Annotated in this window: 20 protein-coding genes and 1 pseudogene; 12 read left to right on the forward strand and 9 right to left on the reverse strand. The window is 67.3% G+C overall.

What is annotated here, in order from left to right:
- Positions 1 to 354: 354 nt before the first annotated feature.
- From E3O60_RS11920 to E3O60_RS11945, 6 genes are all read right to left on the reverse strand, one after another.
- Positions 355 to 1314 (reverse strand): D-alanine--D-alanine ligase, encoded by a 960-nt coding sequence (locus E3O60_RS11920; protein ID WP_134498174.1) that lies wholly within the window; start codon positions 1312 to 1314, stop codon positions 355 to 357.
- A gap of 41 nt (positions 1315 to 1355) precedes the next feature.
- Positions 1356 to 2675, reverse strand: coding sequence for a PLP-dependent aminotransferase family protein (locus E3O60_RS11925; RefSeq protein ID WP_088457772.1), 1320 nt, complete (start codon positions 2673 to 2675; stop codon positions 1356 to 1358).
- Between the two features lie 133 nt (positions 2676 to 2808).
- Positions 2809 to 3132, reverse strand: coding sequence for a thioredoxin (trxA, locus tag E3O60_RS11930; RefSeq protein ID WP_088457771.1), 324 nt, complete (start codon positions 3130 to 3132; stop codon positions 2809 to 2811).
- A gap of 10 nt (positions 3133 to 3142) precedes the next feature.
- On the reverse strand, positions 3143 to 4117 hold the full coding sequence (gene trxB, locus E3O60_RS11935) for a thioredoxin-disulfide reductase (protein ID WP_103429920.1): 975 nt from the start codon (positions 4115 to 4117) through the stop codon (positions 3143 to 3145).
- A gap of 164 nt (positions 4118 to 4281) precedes the next feature.
- Positions 4282 to 5919 (reverse strand): murein biosynthesis integral membrane protein MurJ, encoded by a 1638-nt coding sequence (gene murJ, locus E3O60_RS11940; protein WP_134498175.1) that lies wholly within the window; start codon positions 5917 to 5919, stop codon positions 4282 to 4284.
- Entirely contained in the window at positions 5894 to 8191 is a 2298-nt protein-coding gene (locus tag E3O60_RS11945) for a DUF6049 family protein (protein WP_134498177.1), read from the reverse strand. The genes murJ and E3O60_RS11945 overlap by 26 nt, the downstream gene beginning before the upstream one ends.
- A 90-nt stretch (positions 8192 to 8281) precedes the next feature.
- Between E3O60_RS11945 and E3O60_RS11950 the strand changes: the two genes are divergently transcribed.
- The 7 genes and pseudogenes from E3O60_RS11950 (at position 8282) to dnaB (ending at position 14791) form a co-directional block, all read left to right on the forward strand.
- Positions 8282 to 9712: a CCA tRNA nucleotidyltransferase gene (locus E3O60_RS11950; protein ID WP_088457767.1), complete on the forward strand. Its 1431-nt coding sequence runs from the start codon at positions 8282 to 8284 to the stop codon at positions 9710 to 9712.
- Positions 9713 to 9898: 186 nt separating this feature from the next.
- Positions 9899 to 10873 (forward strand): hypothetical protein, encoded by a 975-nt coding sequence (locus E3O60_RS11955; protein WP_134498179.1) that lies wholly within the window; start codon positions 9899 to 9901, stop codon positions 10871 to 10873.
- A gap of 267 nt (positions 10874 to 11140) precedes the next feature.
- Positions 11141 to 11509, forward strand: a pseudogene (gene rpsF / locus E3O60_RS11960) (30S ribosomal protein S6); the annotation flags it as partial.
- A 141-nt stretch (positions 11510 to 11650) separates the two neighbouring features.
- Complete coding sequence (locus E3O60_RS11965; protein ID WP_088457765.1) at positions 11651 to 12160, forward strand: single-stranded DNA-binding protein; 510 nt, start codon at positions 11651 to 11653, stop codon at positions 12158 to 12160.
- A gap of 54 nt (positions 12161 to 12214) precedes the next feature.
- The gene (rpsR, locus tag E3O60_RS11970; RefSeq protein WP_035835236.1) at positions 12215 to 12478 is read left to right on the forward strand and encodes a 30S ribosomal protein S18; all 264 of its coding nucleotides are present in this window, start codon (positions 12215 to 12217) and stop codon (positions 12476 to 12478) included.
- An 11-nt stretch (positions 12479 to 12489) separates the two neighbouring features.
- A complete protein-coding gene (rplI, locus tag E3O60_RS11975) occupies positions 12490 to 12939 on the forward strand; it encodes a 50S ribosomal protein L9 (RefSeq protein ID WP_088457764.1) in 450 nt (149 codons plus the stop codon).
- Positions 12940 to 13384: 445 nt separating this feature from the next.
- Positions 13385 to 14791, forward strand: coding sequence for a replicative DNA helicase (gene dnaB / locus E3O60_RS11980; protein WP_088457763.1), 1407 nt, complete (start codon positions 13385 to 13387; stop codon positions 14789 to 14791).
- A gap of 31 nt (positions 14792 to 14822) precedes the next feature.
- On the opposite strand, the gene hrpB is transcribed toward dnaB, so the two are convergent.
- Both hrpB and E3O60_RS11990 read right to left on the reverse strand, forming a co-directional pair.
- Entirely contained in the window at positions 14823 to 17381 is a 2559-nt protein-coding gene (gene hrpB, locus E3O60_RS11985) for an ATP-dependent helicase HrpB (protein WP_134498181.1), read from the reverse strand.
- A gap of 206 nt (positions 17382 to 17587) precedes the next feature.
- The gene (locus E3O60_RS11990; protein ID WP_134498183.1) at positions 17588 to 19645 is read right to left on the reverse strand and encodes a BCCT family transporter; all 2058 of its coding nucleotides are present in this window, start codon (positions 19643 to 19645) and stop codon (positions 17588 to 17590) included.
- 276 nt (positions 19646 to 19921) lie between these two features.
- Here E3O60_RS11990 and E3O60_RS11995 point away from each other — a divergent pair, with 276 nt between their 5' ends.
- The 3 genes from E3O60_RS11995 to E3O60_RS12005 are packed head-to-tail and all read left to right on the forward strand — an operon-like array spanning position 19922 to position 22745.
- The gene (locus E3O60_RS11995; RefSeq protein WP_134498185.1) at positions 19922 to 21067 is read left to right on the forward strand and encodes an NAD(P) transhydrogenase subunit alpha; all 1146 of its coding nucleotides are present in this window, start codon (positions 19922 to 19924) and stop codon (positions 21065 to 21067) included.
- On the forward strand, positions 21067 to 21375 hold the full coding sequence (locus tag E3O60_RS12000; RefSeq protein ID WP_088457759.1) for an NAD(P) transhydrogenase subunit alpha: 309 nt from the start codon (positions 21067 to 21069) through the stop codon (positions 21373 to 21375). Before E3O60_RS11995 ends, E3O60_RS12000 begins: the two co-directional genes overlap by 1 nt.
- A complete protein-coding gene (locus E3O60_RS12005) occupies positions 21372 to 22745 on the forward strand; it encodes an NAD(P)(+) transhydrogenase (Re/Si-specific) subunit beta (protein WP_088457758.1) in 1374 nt (457 codons plus the stop codon). Before E3O60_RS12000 ends, E3O60_RS12005 begins: the two co-directional genes overlap by 4 nt.
- A 66-nt stretch (positions 22746 to 22811) precedes the next feature.
- On the opposite strand, the gene E3O60_RS12010 is transcribed toward E3O60_RS12005, so the two are convergent.
- A complete protein-coding gene (locus E3O60_RS12010) occupies positions 22812 to 23597 on the reverse strand; it encodes a HEAT repeat domain-containing protein (RefSeq protein WP_198415717.1) in 786 nt (261 codons plus the stop codon).
- 125 nt (positions 23598 to 23722) lie between these two features.
- Between E3O60_RS12010 and E3O60_RS12015 the strand changes: the two genes are divergently transcribed.
- Together E3O60_RS12015 and E3O60_RS12020 are read left to right on the forward strand one after the other, a co-directional pair.
- A complete protein-coding gene (locus E3O60_RS12015; RefSeq protein WP_088457757.1) occupies positions 23723 to 24322 on the forward strand; it encodes a DUF308 domain-containing protein in 600 nt (199 codons plus the stop codon).
- The gene (locus E3O60_RS12020) at positions 24319 to 24588 is read left to right on the forward strand and encodes a hypothetical protein (protein ID WP_088457756.1); all 270 of its coding nucleotides are present in this window, start codon (positions 24319 to 24321) and stop codon (positions 24586 to 24588) included. The genes E3O60_RS12015 and E3O60_RS12020 overlap by 4 nt, the downstream gene beginning before the upstream one ends.
- Positions 24589 to 24618 lie beyond the last annotated feature (30 nt).

Consider the following 24618-nt stretch of genomic DNA (forward strand, 5'->3'; position numbering starts at 1 on the left):
CCTCTACAGCGCAATTTGGGCCGGTTTTGGGCCAGTCGAGGGCGATTTGTGGCGCTCTCAACCTACTTCGCCGGCATTGACGCGTGGGGGAGTGGACGCGCGGTGGCGCTCGGAGCCGCCAAATCAAATGACCTGGGGACGAAGTTCAGATCTGTCGCCAGGAGCGGGTGGCAGCCACGGTGCCTCCAGCAGGGTCTCGACCAGCTCGACCACCGAAGGGCGCGTCTCGCTTTCTGGCCGGACCGGCGAAATGGTGACGAGCGGCCACTGGGAGTCGTCGATGACAATGTTTTACGTGAAACACCCAGCCTCGGAGGGGGGGTGTTTCACGTGAAACATGACGGCAACGCGTGGCTACTGCAGGCTGGTGGAGGCCGCTCGAGCGAGGGCCGCATAGACAGTTCCGAGTGACTCTCCGGAGGCTTCAATGGACTGCGGGGCGAGTGAGGTTTCGGTGAGTCCGGGCAGGACGTTCGCCTCGAGGAACCATGCGACCCCCTCGGCGTCGACCATCAGGTCGATGCGGGAAAGCTGGGCCAACCCGAGCAGGCTATGAATCGCCACGGCGGTCTCGGCCACCCGCTGGGCCACATCCGGCGCGATGCGGGCCGGCGTGAAGAAGAGCGTTTCGCCGGCGTTGTACCGAGCTTCGAAGCTGAAGACGCCACTCACGGGCACGATTTCAACGGCGGGGAGTGCGACGGGCCCGGCACCGGTGTTGATGACCGTGACGGCAAGCTCGGTGCCTTCGATCTTCGTCTCAACGAGGGCGGTCTCGTCGTAGGTGTAGGCATCGACCATGGCGCGGGGGAGACCCGCTGCTGTGTCGACAATGGTCACACCCTGGGCAGAGCCACCCTGGGCGGGTTTGACGACCAGGGGTGTGCCTAGGGCGGTCACGAGGTGCTCAAGCACACTGGCTGCACCGAGGTCGCGGAAGGTCTCACGTGAGAGGGCGATCCAGGTCGGGGTGGCGTATCCGGCGCGACGTACAAGTTCCTTGGCGGTGGGCTTGGACCAGGCCAGTCCCGCCGCGGTGCCACGCGGGCCGACGTGCGGGATCCCGGTGGTCTCGAGCAGTGAGAGCAGGGCACCGTCTTCTCCGGTCGCGCCGTGCAGAACGGGCCAGATCACGTCAGGCTTGCGGGTGGCTAGCTCGGTGAGGAGTCCCGCCTGCGGGTCGAGCACGGCCACGGTGTGACCGAGCCCGGTCAGCTCGTCTGCCACCCGGCGGCCACTGCGCATGGAGACGTCGCGCTCGTGCGAGATTCCACCCGCGAGCACCACAATGTCAAGAAACTCTGATTCGCTCATGATCTGGGGTTTTCCTTAGCTCGAGCCGGAGAAACGCGGGGTTAGTTGATGTCGGGCGGCGGGGCGCCGAAGCGGCGACCGTCGTGGGCGGGAAACAGCGAGCCTGTTCCGGCGAAGGTGTCGAGCAGCTCTAGTTCGTCACGGATGACGGTGGCGAGGCGACGGATACCCAGGCGGATGTGGTCCGGCGTGGGATAGCAGAAGGAAAGCCGGATGTTCTGGCGACCCTGACCATCCGCGAAGAACGCCGTGCCGGGGGTGTACGCCACGAGCTCCTTGACCGCGCGAGGCAGCATTGCCTTGGAGTCCAGGGTATCCGGCAGGTTGAGCCACACGTAGAACCCGCCGTTGGGGTTGGTCCAGGTGAGCTCGGGAAGGTATTCCGTCAACGCGGAAAGCATGGCGTTCTTGCGTTCGCGGTAGACGCCGCGGAAGGTGTTGATCTGACCCTTCCAATCCGCGGTGGACAGGTACTCGGAGATCACCAGTTGGCTGAACGAGCTGGGGGAGAGTACCGCCGCCTCGTTGGCCAGCACGAGCTTCTCGCGGATGGCGTGCGGGGCCAGGGCCCAACCCACCCGGAAGCCGGGGGCGAGGGTCTTGGAGAAGGTCCCCAGGTACACCACACCGTCCCGTTCGATGGAACGCATGGCATCCGGTGCCTTCTGGTCGAAATACAACAGCCCATACGGGTTGTCCTCGAGGACCAGAATCTGGTTGGCCTTCGCGATCTCCAGGATCTCCAGACGGCGGGCCCAGCTGAGGGTCACCCCGGCCGGGTTGTGGAAACTGGGAATCGTGTAAAGGAACTTGATCTTGCGACCGGCGGCCTTCAGGCGTGCGATGTGTTCGCGGAGGGCCTCGGGGATCATGCCGTGCTCGTCCATGGGTACGTGGTCGACATCGGCCTGGTACGACTTGAAGATGACCATGGCCGTGACATAGCTCGGCCCCTCGGCGATGACAACGTCGCCGGGGTCCAGGAAGAGCTTGCTGACCAGTTCGAGAGCGTGTTGCGACCCCGTGGTGACGACGACGTCATCGGCGTGGGCGCGGATGCCTTCCAGCGCCATGACCTCGAGGATCTGCTCACGGAACAAGGGAACTCCCTGGCCAGAGCCATATTGCAGCGCAACGGGGCCCTGTTTGCGCATGACACTGTCCATCGCGTTGATCACGAGGTCCTGGGGCAGGGCGGCGACGTAGGGCATGCCACCGGCAAGGGAGACGACCTCGGGGCGTGAGGCGACGGCGAACAGGGCGCGAACCTCGGAGGCGCGCAGGGCGGCGGCTCGCTCGGCGTAGTGGTGGTACCACGGGTCGAGGTTGTTGCCGGCCTGGGAGGTGCCTATCGCTGTCACGTCATATCCGTTCTGGTGTGGCCTTAATCGTATGGGGTGCGTCGCTCAGCGGCCGCATCCGCCTGAATTTACAAAAACACCCGCCCGGCGGCTGCCGGGCGGGTGTCGGGTTCGCGGAAGAACCTGCCGGCGGCTACTTGAGGTAGGCGGCCAGGTCGGCTTCGAGGGCGGGCTTCGGCTTGGCGCCGATGACGGTCTTGACGACCTCACCCTTCTGGAAGACCTTCATCGCGGGGATGGAGGTGATCATGTACTTTGCGGCGAGGGCCGGGTGGTCGTCCACGTTCAGCTTGACGATGTCGATCTTGTCGGAGTGCTCCGCGGCGATCTGGTCGAGGATCGGGCTGACGGCGCGACACGGGCCACACCACTCGGCCCAGAAGTCCACCAGGACGGTCTTCTCGTTGTTGATGACTTCCTGGTCGAAGGTGGCGTCGGTGACGGCGCGTGCTGACATGTAGTGCTCCTTAGTTGGTGACGCTTGCAAATTCGGGGTCGCCGGCCGCAGCCAGCAAGTCCTCGGGGAGGGTGGCCAGGTAGTGTTCGGCGTCCAGGGCCGCCACAGTGCCGCTGGCGGCCGCGGTGACGGCCTGGCGGTAGGTGGGGTCAATGACGTCTCCGGCGGCGAAGACGCCCGCCTGGCTGGTCTTGGAGGAGCGTCCGGCGACGGCGATGGTGCCCTCACTGGTGAGGTCGAGCAGATCGTGCACGAGGTGGGTGCGCGGGTCGTTGCCGATGGCGACGAACAAACCGCCCACCTCGAGGGTGCTCTCGGTGCCTGTGACGGTGTCACGAAGACGCAGACCCTCAACGGCCTCTTCACCATCGATGCCGACGACCTCGGAGTTCCAGACGAACTCGATCTTCGGGTGCGACAGAGCGCGCTCCTGCATGATCTTGGACGCCCGGAGGGTGTCCTTGCGGTGAATGATGTAGACCTTTTTCGCGAAGCGGGTGAGGAAGGTGGCCTCCTCCATGGCGGAGTCGCCGCCGCCGACAACGGCGATGACCTTCTCCTTGAAGAAGAAACCATCGCAGGTGGCACACCAGGACACGCCCCGGCCGCTCAGACGCTCTTCGTCGTGGATGCCGAGCTTGCGGTAGGCGGACCCGGTGGCGAAAATCACCGACAGGGCCTCGTGCTTCTCGCCGTTGCCGAGGGTGACCGACTTGACGGTGTCGCCGAATTCGAGCTTGGTCACGTCGTCGTAGACGACCTCGGTGCCGAACTTCTCGGCCTGCTCCTGCATCTTCGCCATCAGCTCCGGGCCCTGGATGCCGTCGGCGAAGCCCGGGAAGTTCTCAACGTCGGTGGTGTTCATCAGTTCACCGCCGGCCTCGACCGAACTGGCGATCAGCAGCGGCTTCATGTTCGCACGCGCAGCGTAGATGGCGGCGGTGAATCCGGCAGGACCCGAACCGATGATGATGATCTGACGCACGCGTAGACTCCTTGAAATCAGTGGAAGAGACGCCTTTCGGCGCCTCACATTCGGGTACAACACATCCTAATCGGAAGCTATTCCGCTCCGTCCGGCTCGAGCCCCCGCTGCACAGCTGCTGTTCAGCAACCGGTCACCTGGCCATTACCCGCAGCACGGGCGGACTAACGCCCGAGGCGGGCCTTCAACGGGGCCAGGAAGCCGTGTAGTTCGGGGCTGCGCATGAGAAGCAACAGGCCGAAGTACAGCACGGCCATGACCGAACCGATCAGGATCATGGAGAGAATCGCCGGTCCGATTCCCGACACGGCGAAACCGCCCGCCGTGGTGCCGCCCAGCACGACCAGGATGCCGATTCCCGCGGCGACCGGGACGATGACGGCGGCGACGTACTTCACCAGGCTGCGCAGGATCCGCCGCCCGTCGATACCGCCGAGACGCTTGCGCAGCAGCCACGCGGCCAGGATCGCCTGGAGGATCCCGGATACCGTCACCACGAGGGCGATGCCGAACGCGATCCATTGCGGCGGAAGCAGGGCGCAGCCGAGCACACCCGTGATGACCAGGACCACCTGGAACAGGGTGAAGAAGAACGGGGTCCGCGTGTCGCCGAGGGCGTAGAAGGTGCGCTGCACGACGAAGAGCACGCAGAAGGCCACCAGGCCCAGGAGGAAGGCGATGATGACGTTGCCGATGGCTTGCACCTGTTCGAACCCGGCTTCGCCGAAGACCGTGGCGAACGGGTAGGCGCAGACCATGATGACCGCACTGGCGAGCACGATCAGCAGGGTGGTCCCGCGGATGGCCGAGGAGGCATCCGTGCGCAGCTTCTCGGTGTCATGGCGGGCGGCGTGCTCGCTCATCCGGGTGAAATACGCGGTGGCCACGGAAACCGTGATGATCGAGTGCGGCAGCATGAAGATCAGCCACGCCGTGCTCATGACGGTGGAGGAAGCGCCTTCTCCCGATGCTAGGGTCACGACCTGCGTTTCGACGATGCCGGCGATCGTGGTCAGCAGCAGCATGCCGAAGGTCCAGCTGGCCATCTTGCCGGCCGCGCCGAGGCCGACACCCCTGAAGGCGAAGTCGGGGCGGTAGCGCAAGCCGATGCGGCGCCAGAAGTAGTAGAGCACCACGGCCTGCAACACGACACCGAGCGTCGCGCTGCCGGCCAGCAGGGCGGTCATCCCCGGGGTGAAGTCGGCCGGCGGCCGTTGGCTATCCGTGTCGATACCGAACAGGAGACCGAACAGCAGCAGACCGCCGATGGAGATCACGTTGTTGATCACGGGCACCCAGGTGAACGGGCCGAAGGACTTGCGGGCGTTGAGGACCTCGCCCAGGACCGTGTACAAGCCGTAGAAGAAGATCTGCGGCAGGCACCAGTACGCGAATCCGATCGCCAACGACAGTTGCTCGGGGGAGAAGCCCAGGCCGATGAACCGGGTGATCAGGGGTGCGAGCAGCGTGGCGGCCAGGGTCGTGATGGCCAGGATGCTCAAGGCCAGGGTGACGAGCTTGTTGATGTATGCGGTCCCGCCATCGTCGTGCAGGCTCGCGCGCACGATTTGGGGAACCAGCACCGCGGTGAGGACGCCGCCGGCCACGATCGTGTACACGGTGTTCGGCAGCTGGTTGGCGACCGTGAAGGCGTCGGGGACGTTGCCGATCTGCCCGATGATGTGGGCGAAGACGATGACCTTGAGAAAACCGAGCAGACGCGAGACGAGAGTTCCCGAGGCCAAGATCGCACTGGCGCGGCCGACGCCGCCCTGGCTAACCACGGGGAGCCGGGGGGACATCGTCGGCAACAGCTGGGGGAGTGACGGCGGGGTCGCTGTCGAGCGGGTCGGCGTCAGCTTCGGCGCCCTGTGAACGGTCGCGTCGCCGGTGCACGATGTTGCGCCACACGCCGAAGCCGAAGAACAGCACGACCAGAGCGGCAAAGATGCGGGATCCGATGCCTTCCCAGTCCGCGCGCACATTGACCGAGATCAACGAGGGCTGACCCAGTTGCGCCCCGGACGGGGTGAAGAGCGTCACTCGCAGGCTGACCGCGCCGTTTCCGACCGCTGCGGTCACGGGGATAGACACTGTCTTGGCCGAACTCGCGTCGATCACGGCCTCGACATCGTTGCCCACCACCAGGCGGCCGTTGGAGGGGACGACCTGTACCCGCACCGTGACGGCCTGGCCGAGGGCGTTGTTCAGCGTGACGGGGATGTCGACCTTGCTTCCGACGACATTGATCGGTCCCTTGGTGCTCACCGTGACCGACCGCAACACCTCGCTGGACGTCGCCAGATTGTCGTCAACGGCGGTGCGCCAGTCGTCCGGGTCGGCCCGCCAGGACGTCGCCAGCAGGGCCAGCACGGCGAGCCGGTTCGGTGCCGTGACGGCGGCCGGATCGGCGAGGGCTGTGGAGAAGGAGACGATCTCGGCTTCCCGGGCGATCAGTCGGCTCGCGAGGTCGACGCTGCTGCTGGGCTCGGCCTGCGGCCGGAAGGTGACGTCGGTGGAGACCGGAGCTGCTGCTGCCGCCGTCAGCGTTGTTGCGGAGTACCAGGGCAGGGCCGACAGTGCGTCGATGGTCTGCGCCAGCCGCGCCGCGGTCGGCGGCCAGCCGCGATCGAGGGTAGCGAGGAGCGTGTGCGCCTGGTCGGGATTCGCGGCGGCCACGACGGCGATTTGGGAGGACAACTCGGCCATGTACCCGCGCCAGTCGTCATCGGTCGTGGCCATGACGGCCGAGCGCATCGCCTCCGAGATCCCGGCGTCGGCAACCAGGCCGAGTTCGTTGGAGCCCAGGTCGACAGTTGTGCTGGTGGTGACTTCAGGGTCGTCCAGGGTCACGTTGCCCGATGAGAGGAGCGTCGTGGTGAGTTCCGCGGTCGCGAAGGCGGACAGGTCTGCCTGAGCGACGGCGTCGTCGGCGGGCCAGGCGATGGACGTGGAGGTGTAGTCCCAGGCGAGCAGCTGGTCGAGGGTCGGCACAGGGTTTTCGCCGGTGGGCTGGTCCGGGACCGCGGGCGCGTCGGACGAGGTCGGTGCGCCGGGATCGACGGCGCTGCCCTCGGGCTCTGGCGCGGCGGTGGGTTCGGTGGGAACGAACAGGGCCGGGTCGGTGGCGAAGGTCAGCGAGGTCGGTGAGAGCGGGCTGCTTGACCCGGCCTGAACGGCCAGGGAAGGATCCGAGTCTGCATACCCGAGCGGGAATATATCGTTTTCCGCCAGATCGAGGCGGTTCAGCCAGGTGATCGCGGACTCAGGCGCGCTCGTTCCGAGCACCCGGATCGAGGCGATGATCATCGGGTCGACGGCGATCGCGACGGGGCGGTTGAGAAGCCCGTCGAGCTGGCGGGTGAGGATACCGGAGCTGGAGGTGTACGCGGCGAGATCCTCGGCACTGATGAGGCCGGAGCTGTTCGCGGGGGTGGTGATCGGCATCGCTACGGCGAGGCTGACCGGGGTGACGACGGGGGGCTGCTGCACGGAGGCATCCGGGTACCAGACGAAGGTGGACCGACCGGACGCCCGCACCGATTCATCAGTGTTGAGGGAGGCCGCGATGCCCCGCGGTCCCCAGGGACTCCACTCGAACAGGCCGAGCGCGGCGTTGGGCACCGAGACCGCGACCGTGACCGTGCTGTTGGGCTGCACGGGGACGGTGAGCGGGACGCTGGTCATCAGGTCGCTGCCGGTGTCGTCGTCCTCGTCCGAGGCGAGCCAGTCGTCCAGGTCCGTTGAACTGGTCAGCGCCCGCTCCGCCAGGAAGACATCGATGTTTCCGGTGGGGATGGCGGTGGCGGAATCGTTGGTGATGGTGACGGAGAGCTTGAGGTCCTCGTTGAGGCGCAGGATCGAGGAGGTGGCCGGTGTGACGTGCAGGGCGACGGTGTCGTCGTTGGTCGCCGTGTCCACCGACCCCACGAACGTGCCCGTCGCGGCGGTTGCCGGAGTCGCGGTGGCCAGCGCCGGGCAGAGCAGCAGGGGGGCGCACAGCAGCGCGGCCACGATGCGACGCCGGATTCCGGGGAGCGCAGGCCGACGCGCGTGATTCGGATCGGCCAGCATGTACGGGATTCTACGGCGTAGCCGGGTGAGAACCCTCCGCGCTGGCTGGATGGCGCGCGGGTGGGACGGGCGAGCAACTACCATTGGGGCATGCAGAGCGTCACGGCAGCCCTCGCAAGACTGGGCGACCTGGCTGCGTCCCCCACGGTGTCCCGTTTGGCGAACGCATTCGCCGCGGCCGGTTTTGAACTGGCCCTGGTCGGCGGTCCCGTCCGCGACGCGTTCCTGAACCGAGTCACCAATGACCTCGACTTCACCACCAACGCCACTCCCGACCAGATTTTGACGATCGTCAAGCCGATCGCCGAGGCGCACTGGGACATCGGTCGTGCGTTCGGCACCATCGGCGCCCAGATCGCGGGCGAGAAGGTCGAGATCACCACCTATCGGGCCGACAGCTACGACGGTCAGACCCGCCGCCCCGACGTGGTCTTCGGCAGCAGCCTCGATGATGACCTGCTGCGGCGGGACTTCACCGTGAACGCGCTCGCTCTGCGGCTGCCGCAGCTCACTCTCGTCGACCCGTCTAATGGGATCGACGACCTGCTCAACGGGGTACTGCGGACGCCCACCGCACCCGAGATCTCGTTTGGCGACGACCCGCTGCGGATGATGCGGGCCGCCCGCTTCACCGCTCAGCTGGGCTTCACCCTCGAGATCGACACCGCGATCGCCATGTCCGCCATGGCCGGGAGCATCAACATCATCTCCGCCGAACGGGTCGGCGATGAGCTCGGCAAGCTGCTGCGCTCGGCGAACCCGCGTGCCGGCATCGAGCTGCTCGTGGAATCCGGCCTGGCCGCGATCGTGCTGCCGGAGATCCCGGACCTGCGCCTGGAGGTCGACGAGCACCACCATCACAAAGACGTCTACCAGCACACTCTGACGGTGCTCGACCAGGCCATCGGCTACGAGCGAACCCGTAAGAACCTTCCCGAACCCGACCTCGTGGTGCGGTTGGCGGCGCTCATGCACGACATCGGCAAGCCGGCCACCCGACGGCTCGAGTCCGGCGGTGTGGTGAGTTTTTACCACCACGACGTGGTCGGTGCGAAGCTGGCCAAGAAGCGGTTGCGTGCGCTGCGCTTCGACAACGACACCATCGCTGCGGTGGGCAAACTCGTGGAACTGCACCTGCGGTTCTTCGGTTACACCGAAGGGGCCTGGACCGACTCCGCCGTGCGCCGGTACGTGCGCGACGCCGGCGACCAGCTCGAGCGGCTGCACATCCTCACCCGAGCCGACGTCACCACCCGCAACCGGCGCAAGGCCGACCGGCTGGGCTTCGCCTACGACGACCTCGAACAGCGAATCCGTGAGCTCGCGGCCCAGGAGGAGATGGACTCGGTTCGGCCCGACCTCGACGGTGAAGAGATCATGGCGATCCTGGGCCTGACGCCGGGCCGTGAGGTGGGCGAGGCCTACCGCTATCTCTTGGAGCAGCGCCTGGACGACGGGCCTCTCGGCACCGAGGAAGCCACCCGCCGTCTGCAGTCCTGGTGGGCGGCCCGCAGCGCCTGACCCGCCCGCCCCCCTCGGCGAGTTGCCCACGTGCGGACGAGTTGCCCCGGCACACCGGGGCAACTCGTCCGCAGTAGGGCAACTCGCGCGGGAGCGCCCGTCCTCCACAGGCCGAGCTCGGCCGAGTTCTGCACCGCTCGCGTACCGGTCACCGCCCGGCGAGGCCACCGGGAGACGCTTCTCGGCATGGACCCCAACGCTTCCGCGCTGTCTCAGCTGCGGCTCACCCGCGATCAGCCCGGCCACGACGCGCGCGCCCATCGCCGCGAGCACGAATACGGCGGCACCGAGCGCTTGCGGCGTGGCATCTACGTGTCGCGGACCATCTGGACCAGCGCCGACGCGGATGCCCGCTATCTGATGCGCATCCAGGCCGCGGTGCTGTCCAGGCAGTCGCGCCCGGTGGTGAGTCACCTGTCGGCGGCCCGGGTCTGGGGGTTGCCGGTGCTCGGGCAATGGCCTACCGAGGTTCACCTGCAGGGCGGAAGCGGACAGACGCGGACGTCGAAGAACTGGATCGCCTGGCATCACGACCCGCTGCCGGACGAGGACGTCACCGAGATCGACGGTCTACTGGTGACGACGAGACTCCGAACCCTGGTCGACCTGGCCCGGAGCCAACCCTTCCGCTCCGCGGTGATCAGCCTGGATGCCGGACTGCAGGAACAGTTCCTCCTCCCCGGCGGTGCGGTGATCCCGGCCATCACGCGCGACGAGGTGATGGCCCGGGTGCTGCGGCTCGGAAGTGCGCGGGGCACCCGACGTGCCCGCCGGTCCGTCGGCTTCGCAGACGCGAAGTCGGGCTCGCCAGGGGAGTCCCTGAGCCGCACGGGCATCTTCCTCGCCGGCATGCCGATGCCGGAGCTGCAGGTGGTCTACCCGCACCCCTTCGGTGAAGACCGGGTCGACTTCCGCTGGAAGCGCCGGTTTCAACTGAAACGGATGCCTCTGCTCGGCGAATTCGACGGGGAGGTCAAGTACACCAGGGGAGAGTTCATGGGCGGGCGCACAATCGAGGATGTCGTCTGGGCCGAAAAGCGCCGGGAGGACCGGTTGCGTGCTCCTGGCCGGGCGATGGTCCGCTGGCTCTGGGCGGATGCCCTCCGACCTGAGCGCCTCCGCGCACTGCTCCTCAACGCCGGTCTGCGCCCCACCCAATGAGCGCCACCGCAGGTGTGCGCGCCGCGAGTTGCTCTGCCGCGGACCAGTTGCCCCGGAGCGCGGGGGCAGCTCGTCCGCAGGTGGGCAACTCGCGGAAGATTTCCGATGCGGAGGGCATCGGAGGAGATGGTGGCGCAATCGCCGCGGTTCCAGTAGTCTTGGCAGGTTGTCTGTGTGCCGGATTCCCGGCCTCCACGTTCAACACATGCACAACCCTCCTGTTGCAGAAATACTGCAGCCGTTTAGTCCGAAGGAGGTGGGTTAGTCATGCATCAGTACGAATTGATGGTAATCCTCGATCCCGAGATCGATGAGCGCACCGTAGCTCCCAGCCTTGACAAGTTCCTCAACGTTGTTCGCAACGATGGTGGAACCATTGACAAGGTTGACGTTTGGGGTCGCCGCCGTCTCGCATACGAGATCAACAAGAAGGCCGAGGGCATCTATGCCGTCGTCGACTTCACCGCAAACGCCTCAGCAACTGCCGAGCTCGACCGTCAGCTGAAGCTGTCGGAAGCCGTCATGCGCACCAAGGTGCTTCGCGCAGAAGAGGGCATCGCCCAGGTTGCCGTCGCAAGCAAGCTTGCCGCCGAGAAGGCCGCCCGCAAGGCAGCTAACCCGAAGGCTGCTGCTGCTCCGGTCAAGGCCGACGCTCCTGCCGCAGCTCCCGCTGCCAAGGTCGCCGCATCCGCAAAGCCTGCAGCTGCCCCGGCAGCTCCGGTCGCCGTGGACGCTCCTGCCGAGGCAGACGCCGACAAGGCAAGCGACAAGTAGCCCATGGCCGGCGAGACCGTAATCACCGTGGTGGGCAACCTCACCAGCGATCCGGAACTGCGTTACACGCAGAACGGGCTGGCGGTAGCCAACTTCACCATCGCTTCCACTCCGCGCAATTTCGATCGCGCAACGAGTGAGTGGAAAGATGGCGAGGCACTGTTCCTGCGCGCGAGCGTTTGGCGTGAATTCGCCGAGCACGTGGCCGGTTCATTGACCAAGGGTTCCCGTGTCATCGCTTCCGGGCGTCTCAAGCAGCGTTCGTATGAGACCAAGGAAGGTGAAAAGCGCACGAGCATGGAGCTCGAGATCGACGAAATTGGTCCTTCGCTGCGCTACGCCACCGCCTCCCTCACGCGCGCGCAGTCATCCTCTGCTCCCCGCGGCGGCGCGCCCGTCGCGCAGCAGCAGGGTAACGACGAGCCCTGGGCACCCAGCGCCCCCGCAGCCAACACTGGCGGCGGCGACGTCTGGAACACCCCGGGCAACTTCAGCGACGAGACCCCCTTCTAAGCCGAACCTCACGGTTGACGGCTGCACTCACACGTTTTAGAAAGTTAGGAAATCATGGCTGGAAAGTCGAGCGGCGACCGCCGCAAGCCGCTCCGCGGTGCTAAGGGTGGCAAGAACGCCGCTCCCGCGAAGTCGATCCGGGTTGGTGTCATCGATTACAAAGATGTCCCCACTCTTCGGAAGTTCATCTCAGAGCGTGGAAAGATCCGCGCCCGCCGCATCACCGGCGTCTCCGTCCAGGAGCAGCGCCTGATCGCGCGTGCCGTCAAGAACGCCCGCGAAATGGCCTTGCTGCCCTACGCCGGCTCAGGCCGGTAAGGAGCCCTCACATGTCGAAATTGATTCTGACGCACGAGGTCTCCGGCCTCGGTACCCCCGGTGACATCGTTGATGTCAAGAACGGGTTCGCTCGCAACTACCTTCTCCCCCAGGGCTTCGCTGTTGCGTGGACACGCGGTGGCGAAAAGCAGATCGAGCAGATCAAGGCCGCCCGCGTAGCCCGCGAGCACGCCACCCTCGAAGAGGCCCAGGCTCTCAAGGCAACCCTTGAGAACACCAAGGTCAAGCTGGTCGTCAAGGCCGGCGCCGGCGGACGCCTGTTCGGCTCCGTCAAGACCACCGACGTAGCCGACGCGGTTGCCGCGGCCGGCCTCGGTGCCATCGACAAGCGCAAGATCGAGCTCAGCCCGATCAAGCTGACCGGTGAGCACACCGCGACAGTTCGTCTGCGCGACGAGGTCAGCGCGACCATCACCCTTCAGGTGGTAGCCGCAAAGTAGTCTCGTTTCATCAGGAGTAGCGGCGGTTTCGAAAGAAGTCGCCGCTACTCCTATTTAACGCCCAAGCGCGTAGCCCCCGTTCTTGGCACATTTGTCCCGTGTTTTACACCGCTTTGTGCACAGGTGTCCACCTATTTCATCAACATTCAATCGAGCATTGAAACTAGTTTTTCCACACACATGTGAATAGTTTTAATACCTGATCAAACGCAACTTCTAGTTAAATATCCGTGAGTTGTCCACAGCCGAGTGCACAGGTTGTGCACAAGTCGTGCGGCGTTTCGCGCAGATTACTCACAGAGTTATCCACAGGGTGGTTTGGCTGGGCAGACGAGTCTCTCTATGGTGGGCAAGCAGGTATTCGCTCTTGTGCGCCTGCCTACCGGATGATCGCTGTCAGCGGCTCCTGATACACCAGAACCACACCAACACGAGGAGGCTCGGCGTGTCGATAGCTCACCTGGGTTACGCCGATCAACGCGGCTCAGATCAACGCGGCTCCGAGTACCGTGGCAGCTCCGAACCGCGCCACGCCGAACGCACGCCGCCACACGACCTGCTGGCCGAGCAGAGCGCCCTGGGCGGCATGATGTTGAGCAAGGATGCCGTCGCCGATGTCGTCGAGACCGTCCGCGCGGCCGATTTCTACGTTCCCAAGCACGAGATCATCTTCGACGCGATCCTCTCGCTCTACGCGCAGGGTGAACCCACCGACGTCATCACCGTCACCGACGAGCTGACCAAGCTCGGCGAGATCTCCCGCGCCGGCGGCGCCGACTACCTGCACACCCTCACCAGCCTGGTGCCCACAGCCGCCAACGCCGGCTTCTATGCCACCATCGTGGCCGAACGGTCCATGCTCCGTAAGCTCGTCGACGCCGGAACCCGGATCGCGCAGATGGGTTACGCGGGGGAGGGCGAGGTCCTCGACCTGGTGAACACCGCGCAGGCCGAGATCTACTCGATCACCGGCAGCACCGAGGTCGAAGACTACGTCCCCCTCACCGACGCCGTCACGGCCGCCATCGAGGACATCGAGGCCGCCAAGCTCAAGGACGGCCAGTTCACCGGTGTCCCCACCGGCTTCGCCGACCTCGACGAGCTCACCAACGGCTTCCACGGCGGCCAGCTCATCATCGTCGCCGCCCGACCGGCCCTGGGTAAGTCCACCCTCGCGCTGGACTTCGCGCGGGCCGCCTCGATCCACCACGACATGCCGAGCATCTTCTTCTCGCTCGAAATGGGCCGCAGTGAGATCGCCATGCGTCTGCTCGCCGCCGAGGCCTCCGTGCCCCTGCAGAGCATGCGTAAGGGCAACGTCGAAGCGCGCGACTGGACCACCATCGCCGCCACCCGCGGCCGCATCAATGATGCGCCGCTCTACATCGACGACAGCCCCAACATGACCCTGGTCGAGATCCGGGCCAAGTGCCGACGACTGAAGCAGCGTGTGGGCCTCAAGCTCGTCGTGATCGACTACCTGCAGCTGATGACGTCGGGCAAGAAGGTCGAATCCCGCCAGCAAGAGGTCAGCGAGTTCTCCCGGGCGCTCAAGCTTCTGGCTAAGGAGTTGCAGGTCCCGGTCATCGCCCTGTCCCAGCTGAACCGTGGCCCGGAGCAGCGAGCCGACAAGATGCCCGCGATCTCCGACCTCCGTGAGTCCGGTTCGCTCGAGCAGGATGCCGACATGGTGATCCTGCTGCACCGCGAGAGCGCGTACGAGAAGGACAACCCGCGCGCGGGCGAGGCCGACCTGATCGTGGCCAAGCACCGTAACGGCCCCACCCGCACCGTCACCGTGGCCTTCCACGGCCACTACTCCCGCTTCGCAGACATGGTGCCCGGCGCATAGCGCTCAGCCGACCGCAGGGTGTGTCGCGGCCCTAGCCCAAGGCAGCGCGGCGCGTGGTGTGCCGGGTGGGTACGGCGGACCAGGGGTCCTCCGGCCAAGGGTGCTTCGGGTAGCGTCCGCGCATCTCCGCTCGCACCTGCGAGTACGGGCCTGCCCAGAAGGATGCGAGGTCGTCGGTCACGGCAAGGGGATGCCCGGCGGGGGAAAGCAAGTGGAACAACACCGGCACTCGTCCTCCGACGATTCGTGGGGTCTCTGCCCATCCGAAGCACTCCTGGAGTTTCACAGCCACAACGGGACGAGCCGACGAATCATCGGCGGGTGGGTAGCTGAGACGGACATGCGAACCGCTGGGAACCCGGAAGCGCTCCGGAACCAGAGCGTCAAGGTCGACCGCCGCGGGCCAGGGCAGGGTACGGCGGAGTGCAGGGGCAAGGTCGATGCGCGCGGCCGGAGTGCCGGCGGCCAGGTCTGACAGCTCGGGGCCGAGCCAGGCATCGAGCGTAGCGAGCAGAACGGTGTCTGAGACATCCGGCCAGGGCGATCCGAGCTCGCGATACAGCAGCGCGAGGCGCCGCCGCAGAGCGTCCGCGGCGTCTGACCAGATGAACACTCCGAGGCCGTGCGCTGTGACGGCACGGCGGACGGCATCCCGTCCGCCATCGTCCGCCGGTACGCGCACCGGCACGGACGAGCGAATGATCGCACCGATCCGACGTTCGCGGCGGGCCACGACGCGCCCGTCCACGAACCGTGCTTCGACCCGGTCTGTGCAGAGATGGGGCGCCACCTGCTCCGCCTGGTTCTCGGAGATGACGGCGGCAGAGCGGATGAGTGCTCCGGTTCCTGCGGCCGCTCGTCCCTCTGCCCGAGTGACGTCCGCCACCGCCAACCAGTCGGCACTCGCGAGCTGACCGGTGATCCCGGCACGGGTGCCGGAGGCGAGAAGAAAGGTTGCACCGTTGGGCGATTGATCGACGCGGCGGGCGATCCACTCGGGAAAGGCGAGCGCGATGATCAGTCCGGTCTGATCAGCGCCTCCTCGCGCCGTGTCAATCGCCCCGGCGAAGCGCTCGAGACGGCGGACATCCTGCTCCCATCGGCGGGCATCCGGGCTTCGTCCAGTGCGCAGCGCGTTGAGAGTGGCCTGGGCGTCTCCGTCGTGAACGCGGAGGTCACCTGTGAGCAGCGCGATGACCTCGGCCGCTGTGCGCCCGCCGACCAGGTCACTCCCGGCGCGCAGTGCGCGGGCGAGGCGCGGAGCTGTCGGGACGCGGGCGAGCGCTCGGCCCTCGTCGGTGGCGCGGCCATCGGCATCGATCGCGCCGAGCCCACGCAGCGCGGCGAGGGCCTCGTCCAGGCTGCCAGACGGGAGCGGATCGACCAGCCGCAGGCCCACGCCACTTGGGGCGCCCCAGCAGGCGAGGAGCAGGGCTGCATCGGTGAGATCTGCCGCCTGGATCTCAGGGGCGGCGTGCGACGGCGCCGTGGCGAAGGTGCGCTCGTCGACGCAGCGGACCACGACGCCAGGCCCCTGCCGGGTGGCGCGCCCCGAGCGCTGGATGGCGGAGGCCTTGGGCGTCGGGCCGGTGACGAGACCGCTCATGCCGCGTGCAGCATCCCGCTGCGGAGCACGAGACAGGCAGGTGTCGACGACCAGGCGTACGCCGGGCACGGTCAGAGAGGATTCGGCCAGTGACGTCGTGACGATGATCCGTGCCGCAGCATCGGGGCTCCGCCCACTGACCACCGTATCCTGCTCTGCGGCGGGGATCTGGCCGTGCAGTTCGCGCACGTCGAACTCCGCGGCGAGACCACGGATGCGTCCGGCGATCTCGGAGACCTCACGCGCACCCGGCGCGAAGACGAGAGCATCGGCGGCCGGATCGGTGCGCACGAGGGTGCGGTGTGCGGCAACCGCGGTGCTCGCGACGTGGTCGAGGAAAGCCCAGGTGACCCCCCGCTCATCCAGTCGAGGTGTGGGAGAGGGCGCCCAGCGCACCTCGAGTGGATGGGCCGGTGCGCTCTGGGTCACGATCGGGGCCGGGCCCGCATCCGTACCGAGAATTGACGCGAACCTCTCGGCGTCGAGGGTCGCGGACATCGCGATGAGGACGAGGTCGTCGCGCAGCTCGCGGACCTCGCCGAGTAGCCCGATCAGCAGGTCCGTCTCCAAAGCCCGTTCGTGCACTTCGTCGATGATGACCGCATCGATCCCGTCGAGACCAGGGTCATCGAGCAGTCGGCGCAGGAGCACGCCGGCGGTAACGAACTCGATCAGGGTGGATGGACTCACCTGGCGTTCGCCACGGACGGTGTATCCGACGCGAGAGCCGAGAGAGGATCCGTCCAACTGCGCGAGTCGTCGGGCGGCAGCGCGGGCAGCGACCCGGCGTGGCTGAGTGACGATCACACGACCCGGAACCCGATCGGCGAGGATGGGCGGCACGAGTGTGGTCTTTCCCGTGCCCGGCGGCGCGCTGACGACCACGGTGCGGCTCCGATCAAGCGCAGCACTCAGATCATCGATCGCCGAGGCGAATGCGAGCCCGCGACCGAGCCTGGACGGATCGAACGAAAGACGGGTCACGTCCTCAGTCTGTCGCGTTTGGGGGGTGTGTGCTCACGTGTCGTAGGTACCGAGCCTCGGCTCTGGGCCCACGTGACTTGCCTCAGCGAGCCACTGGCCCGCTTCGGCAAGCGCCGATAAAGGCCTGACAGCGGGGATGGCCTCGCCTGTCAGGCCCTTTCGGTGTGCGGCGCGTCAGGCCCGGCCGGCCCGGTTCGCCAGACCGCTCACGACGTGCGTGGGTCCTCCGGGTCGGCGTCCGGCGCGAGAGCGGTATCCGGCGTCATGGCGTCGGGTTCGGCGTGGTCTGCCGCCGACGGGTGCGCCGACGACGTGTCCGCAGTGGGCTGCGGGTCCTGAGGCATCAGATCGCCCAGGTCCTGCATCTCTCCGATCTCCTCCGGGGTGAGTTCGCCCAGGTCGGGGCGGTCGACCAGGGGGGTCTGGCCGCGCGGTCGGCGTGGCCAGAAGGCACGTCGTTCTCGCGTCTGGATGGAGACGTTGCCGGCGGCATCCGTGATCGCGGCACTGATGCGGCCGTCCATCTGGTCGCCGAAGTGGTCGTCGAAGTTGTTCTCCAGATGGTTGGTGACGCTCTGGCTGATCCGGCGCGCCATCTCCTCCCGGCGGACCCGGCGTTCGACCTGCACGAGCACCTGGTGTTCGGCCCTGAAGGCCCGATAGGTGGCGATACACATGCCGATCATCACCACACTCACCGGGATGGCGGTGAGGATGGCGCCGGTCTGCAGCGCGGACAGGCCACCGGCGAGCAGGAGAGCGATCGCGACGACGCCGACCAGGCTGGCCCACAGGATACGGCTCCACTTGGGCGGATCGGTCTCGCCACCGGAGGCGAGCATATCGATCACGAGGGAGCCGGAATCGGCCGAGGTGATGAAGAAGATCGCGACGATCGCGACAGCCAACACCGCCAGCACGGGCCCGAACGGAAGCGCGGCGAGGAAGTCGAAGAGCACGTTCTCCGGCACGATCCCCACCTCGGGGTCGACCAGGGCCGCGGGGTCCTCCCACACCTGCTTGATAACGCTGCCACCCATCACGGCGAACCAGAGGAACGTGACAAGGGTCGGCACCAGGAGAACGCCGGCGACGAACTCGCGCACGGTGCGGCCACGGGAGATCCGGGCGATGAAGACACCGACGAACGGCGCCCAGGAAATCCACCAGCCCCAGTAGAAGACCGTCCAGCTGCCCTGCCAGTCCAGACCCGCCTGGCCGGTGAAGGCGCTGGCGTCGAAGGTGAGTCCGACGATGTTCTGCAAGTAGCCGCCGAGGGACTCCACGAAGACCCGCAGCAGGTACATCGTGGGGCCGAGCAGCAGGACGGCGACCAGGAAGAGCGCGGCCGCGCCGAGGTTGATGTTCGACAGCCACTTGATGCCCTTGCCGACGCCGCTGACGACGCTGGCGATGGCGATGAGGGTGATGATCACGATCAGGACCACCAGCAGGGTGTTGCTCACGGAATCGACGACGCCCAGGTGGCGCAGCCCCGCGGCGATCTGTTTGACACCGAGCCCGAGCGACGTGGCCACACCGAACAGGGTGCCCACGATCGCGGTGACGTCGATGGCATCGCCGAGGCGACCCTTCACCTTGTCGCCGAGCAGCGGTTCCAGGGCCCAACGGATCGAGACCGGCCGCCCCTTGCGGTGAATGGCATAGGCGAGGGACAGGCCGACCACGGCGTAGACCGCCCAGGCGTGGAAGCCCCAGTGCAGGAAAGTCTGGGACATGGCTGCGGCCGCAAGTTCCGGGCGGCTGCCGTGCACGCCCGGCTTGGGCTCCAGGAAGTAGGTGAGCGGCTCGGCGGCGCCCCAGAACACCAGGCCGATGCCCATGCCCGCGGCGAAGAGCATCGAGAACCAGGACATCAGCCCGAATTCCGGCTTGTCGTCGTCCTGGCCGAGCTTGATGTCACCGAACCGGCTCAGCCCCATCCACAGTGCGAAGATCACGAAGAAGGCCACCAGCACGAGGTAGTACGGCCCGAGGCCGGCCACCACCAGGGTCTGCAATTGCGCGAGGACGGCGCCGGTGCGCACCGGGAAGAAGATGCTGACCAGGACGACGGCCACGATGATGCCCAACGCCGGATAGAAGATCCGCGGGGCCGGCACGTGCACCCCGAAACGTCGGGGCCGGCTGGTCGAGGCGGCTGCTGTTTGCGGGGCTGACGGGGACGGGGCGGTGCTGGGAGCGCCCGCCACGTCGGCGGGTTCAGTGGAGCTGATAACGGACAACCAATCGGGTTGGGGCATCCGTTTAGCCGGGCGCTGCTCGGGTGTGGATGCCGGCGGCAGTGCGGGAAGATCAGGCAATTCGTACGGGGTGGGCGCCACTACGGCGGCCCGGGCAATCCTTCAGCCTACGAGGTCGAGGGTGCTCTTGGCCACCCGGGCAGGGTCTTTCGGCCCTGAAAAACGCCCCGGGCCGGCAAAACCCGACGGTACGCTACGGAGTGAGATCGCCCTGGGACGCGCGAACGACCCCGTTTCGCTCGTCAGGTGGCAGATGCGTCAAAGGAGTGGTTACTCGTGAAGGTTGGCATAGGGCGTGAACGCCGAGAGGGCGAAAAACGCGTCGCAGCAACACCGGAAACGGTGACCCAACTCACCGCGCTGGGTGTCGACGTCACCGTCGAAGCCGGCGCCGGACTGGCATCGGGCTACTCCGACGCCGCCTATGAGAAGGCCGGCGCGCAGCTGGTCGCGGACTTCGACGCCACCGCGTTCGATGTGCTCTGCCACGTGCGTCCGCTGAGTCCCCAGCTGGCCGCCACGCTACCGGCCGGAATCATCACGGTGGGTCTGGCGTCGCCGGCGTCCGAACTGCCCACGGTGGCAGCCCTGGCCGCCGCACAGGTCACATCGTTCGCGCTCGAACTGGTGCCACGTATCTCCCGGGCCCAGTCGATGGACGCGCTCACCTCGCAGGCCCTGGTCGCCGGCTACCGGGCCGTGCTCGAAGCCACCATCCGGTTCCCCCGGTTCTTCCCGCTCTACATGACCGCGGCCGGCACCATTCCGCCGGCCCGGGCGCTCGTGCTCGGCGCCGGCGTCGCCGGACTGCAGGCCATCGGCACCGCCAAGCGCCTCGGCGCCAGGGTCTCCGCCTATGACGTGCGGCCGGCGTCGGCCGACGAGGTCACCTCGATGGGCGGCACCTTCATCACCCTCGACCTGGCCGCCGTCGAAGGCACCGGCGGTTACGCCAGCGAACTGGCCGAGGACCGCGCCGTGCGCCAGCGCGAACTGCTGGCCCCACACGTGGCCAAGGCGGATGTGCTCATCACCACCGCCGCGATCCCCGGCCGGCCGGCCCCGCTGTTGGTGACCCGGGAGATGGTCGCGGCCATGCCCGCCGGTTCCGTGGTCATCGACCTCGCCGCCGAAACCGGCGGCAACGTCGAGGGCGCACTCCCCGGCGTCGACCAGCTGGTGCCCACCGCGGCCGGTGACGGCTTCGTCACCCTCGTCGGCATGCAGGACGCCGCCTCCGCGATGGCCTCCGACGCATCGCGGCTGTACGCCAAGAACGTCGCCAACCTGCTCGCGCTGATGATTCATGACGGCCAGGTCGTACCCGACTTCACCGACGAGGTCATCGCCGGAGCCTGTCTCACCACCGGCGGCGAGGTGCGGCACGCACCGACCGCTGCCGCGCTGGAAGGAAAGAACTGATGGATCCGATCACTCTGCTCACGGTCATCGTGTTGACCGTCTTCGTCGGCTTCGAGGTGGTCTCCAAGGTGTCCAGCACCCTGCACACCCCCCTGATGAGCGGCGCCAACGCCATCCACGGCATCATCCTGATCGGCGCGATCATCGTCGCCGGCCAGCTGGACGACCCGTGGCTGATATTCGTGGCCCTACTCGCCGTCGCCCTCGCCACCGCCAACCTCGTCGGCGGTTTCGTCGTCACCGACCGGATGCTGGGCATGTTCCGCGGCCGGAAGCCCGCCGTCACCCCGAAGGACACCACCAAATGAGCCTCCTGTCCGCCGAGTGGACCGCACTGCTCTACCTGGCCGCGGCCGTCTGCTTCATCCTCGCCCTCAAGGGCCTGAGCTCGCCCCGCACCGCCCGCCGCGGCAATCTGATCGGCGCCGCCGGCGCCACCCTCGCCGTGATCACGGTGTTCCTGTCGGCCAAGCTCGACAACATCCCGCTGATCCTGCTGGCGATCGCGGTGGGATCCGCGATCGCGGCGCCCATCTCCCGTCGGGTGCAGATGACTCAGATGCCCCAACTGGTGGCACTGTTCAACGGCGTCGGCGGCGGCGCCGCTGCGCTGGTCGCGATGCTCGAACTCGGTCACAGTGAAGGCCCCTGGGTGCTCGTGGCGGTGGTCTTCACCATGCTCGTCGGCGCGGTCTCGTTCGCCGGTTCCGCGATCACCGTGGCCAAGCTGCAGGAACTGATCACCACCCGCCCGGTGGTGTTCCCCGGCATGAAGTGGGTCATGACCCTCGCGGTCGTGGCAGCCCTCGTCATCGGCGGGCTCGTCGTGGCAACGGGGTCCACCGGCTGGGCGCTGCTGCTCCTGGTACTCGGCCTGGTCGTCGGCCTGCTGCTCGTGTTGCCCGTCGGCGGCGCCGATGTGCCCATCGTCATCTCGCTGCTCAACGCCTTCACCGGACTCGCGGTCGCGGCATCCGGTGTGGTGTTGGACAACGTGCTGCTCGTGGTCGCCGGCACCCTGGTCGGTGCCAGCGGTACCATCCTCACCCGAGCCATGGCCTCCGCCATGGGGCGTGGCGTCAGCGGCATCATGTTCGGCGCTTTCCGCGGCGGCTCGACCGCCGGCTCCACAACGCAGAGCGACCGCCCGGTGCGCTCCTCGAACCCCGAGGACGTCGCCGTGATGCTCGCTTACGCGCAGCGTGTGGTGATCGTGCCCGGCTACGGCCTGGCCGTGGCCCAGGGTCAGCACACCATCGCCGAGCTCGCCACGACCCTCGAGGCGCGCGGCGTCGACGTGGCCTTCGCGATCCATCCCGTCGCCGGGCGGATGCCCGGACACATGAACGTGCTGCTCGCCGAGGCCAACGTGCCCTACGAGTCGCTCAAGGAGATGGCCGAGGTCAACCCCGAGTTCAAGAACACCGATGTGGTGCTCGTGGTCGGCGCGAACGACGTCGTCAACCCGGCCGCGAAGACCTCGCCGGGCGCGCCGATCTACGGGATGCCGATCCTCGAGGTCGAAGAGGGCCGCCAGATCGTCTTCCTCAAGCGGTCGATGCGCCCGGGCTTCGCCGGCATCGAGAACGAGCTGCTCTTCGACCCGAAGACCACGCTGCTGTTCGGTGACGCCAAGGACTCGCTCACCAAGGTGCTCGGCGCCGTCAACGCCCTCTGACCCGGGCTGCGCCCCTTCGACACTGCAAGGCGGGGCGACTCAGCGCCTCGGAGGACAGAGCGCGGCTCAGCCGACGGTTCCCCAAAGGTTGCGATCGGCGAGCACCGACCGCAGCCGCGCCTTGGCGTGGTTCGACCGCACGATCCAGCGGGCATCCGGGTCGTCGCTGGCGGTCAGCGCGCGGAAAACGGTGAGGCCCGCCGCCGGGCTCGCGGCGATCGCCACGCTCCAGCCGTAGCCCAGGGCCTGGCGCAGCACCCGGTGCGCCTCGCGGGCGCGCACAGGGTCGTTCGGGTTCGGTTCGCCGCGAAGCAGCAGGGCCGTGGCCCGGTCGCAGACCCGCACTGCCAGCGCCTGGGCGTCGTCATCGGCCAACAGCCGTGGCTCACAGATCGCGGCCACGGCGGCGCGCGCCAGCCAGGCGTCCATGGACTCCGACCAGTCCTCCACGACGGCGTGAATCAGGGCCGGGTCGGCGTCCCCGATCAGCTGCAGCGCCCGCGCGGCGCCCTCCCGTACCCGCCAACGCTCGTCGGCGGCGGCGCGACGAAGTGCCGTGAGGGCAGCGGGCCGCTCGTCGGGGGAGAGCGCGAGCCGTCCGAGCCCCTCGGTGCCGCAGAATGCCAGATACTCGTCGGCCGAATCGACCAGGCTCCAGATCAGTTCGGCCGGCGCCGTACCGGCGAACGCATCGGCGAGCGGAAGGTTGGCCCGCGGGCCCGGCAGGCCGGAGCGACCGGTGAGGAAACCGGGCACCTCGGCCGGCGCCCGGGCCAGCAGGCCCGCCAACGCGGCCGCGTCTTCCCCGGGGCTGACCCGCACGCTGCCGGCCGGTACGTTCGAAGTGACCACCGTTGGACCCCCTGTCCCGCCCGACGGTAGTCGCGGATGCCGGCGCCCGCTACGCCCGGGCACCGAACCCGGCCGAATGCGCCGCGTAGACTGGCAGGACTCCCTGCGACGAAAGAGGTGCCCGCGTGGCGCATGCCCCGGCAGCAGCCGTCATCGGTACCCGGTACTGGACCGTGCCCATAACGCGCGCCATCGTGGCCTTCGTGCCGGCGGCCGTGATCACGTTCAACGCCGACCACTCCGCCGGTTTCGGGCTCGTCGTGTTCGGCGCCTTCGCGCTGGTCAGCGGCCTGATCACCGGGCTGCTCAGCTGGAAGACCGTCACCGACCCCCGCGACCGCAGCATTTTCGCTGTTCAGGGCGCGGTCGGTGCGCTCGCCGGCGTGCTCGCGCTGGCGATGTCCGCCGGCGGGCTGGGCTTCTTCCTCTACATCGTCTCGGTGTGGGCTGCGGTCACCGGCGCTCTCGAGCTGTACACGGGCATCCGCGTCCGCGGACGTGGCCAGGTCCCCCGCGACTGGCTGGTCGTCGGTTCTCTCACCGCGGTGCTCGCGCTGGTGTTCCTGTTGCTGCCGCCGCACGCCGTCGTCGCGGTCGGGCTGCTCGGCGCCTACCTGGTGATCATCGGCGTCTACCTGGTCATCGCCGGCGTCTCCCTTTCTTCTGCGCACGCGGATGCGCCGCGCGACCTGGCCTCCTCCTCCACAGATTCGGACACCCCGTGACCCAGAACAGCCCACACAAGCCCAGCCGGTCCGAGATCCTCAAGCCCGTCGAGCTGGTCGCCATCTCCGCCGGAATGGGGCTCTTCGTCGGGCTCACCATCCTGCTGGCCACCCGCAACTGGGCGCTGTCGTCGATCGCTTTGGGCATCACCTTCATCGTGGCCCTGGTCGTCATCGCGATGCTCGCGCTGGGCATGAAGCCCGACGCGGCCGAGAAAAGCGACCTCGACGAGCAGAACAAGACCGGCGAGACCCCGGGTCACTAGCCTCCTCCGCCGCCCGCAGGGTGCTTTAAT

It is taken from the genome of Cryobacterium sp. TMB1-7, assembly GCF_004402435.1.
In the GTDB taxonomy this organism is placed as follows: Bacteria; Actinomycetota; Actinomycetes; order Actinomycetales; family Microbacteriaceae; genus Cryobacterium; species Cryobacterium zongtaii.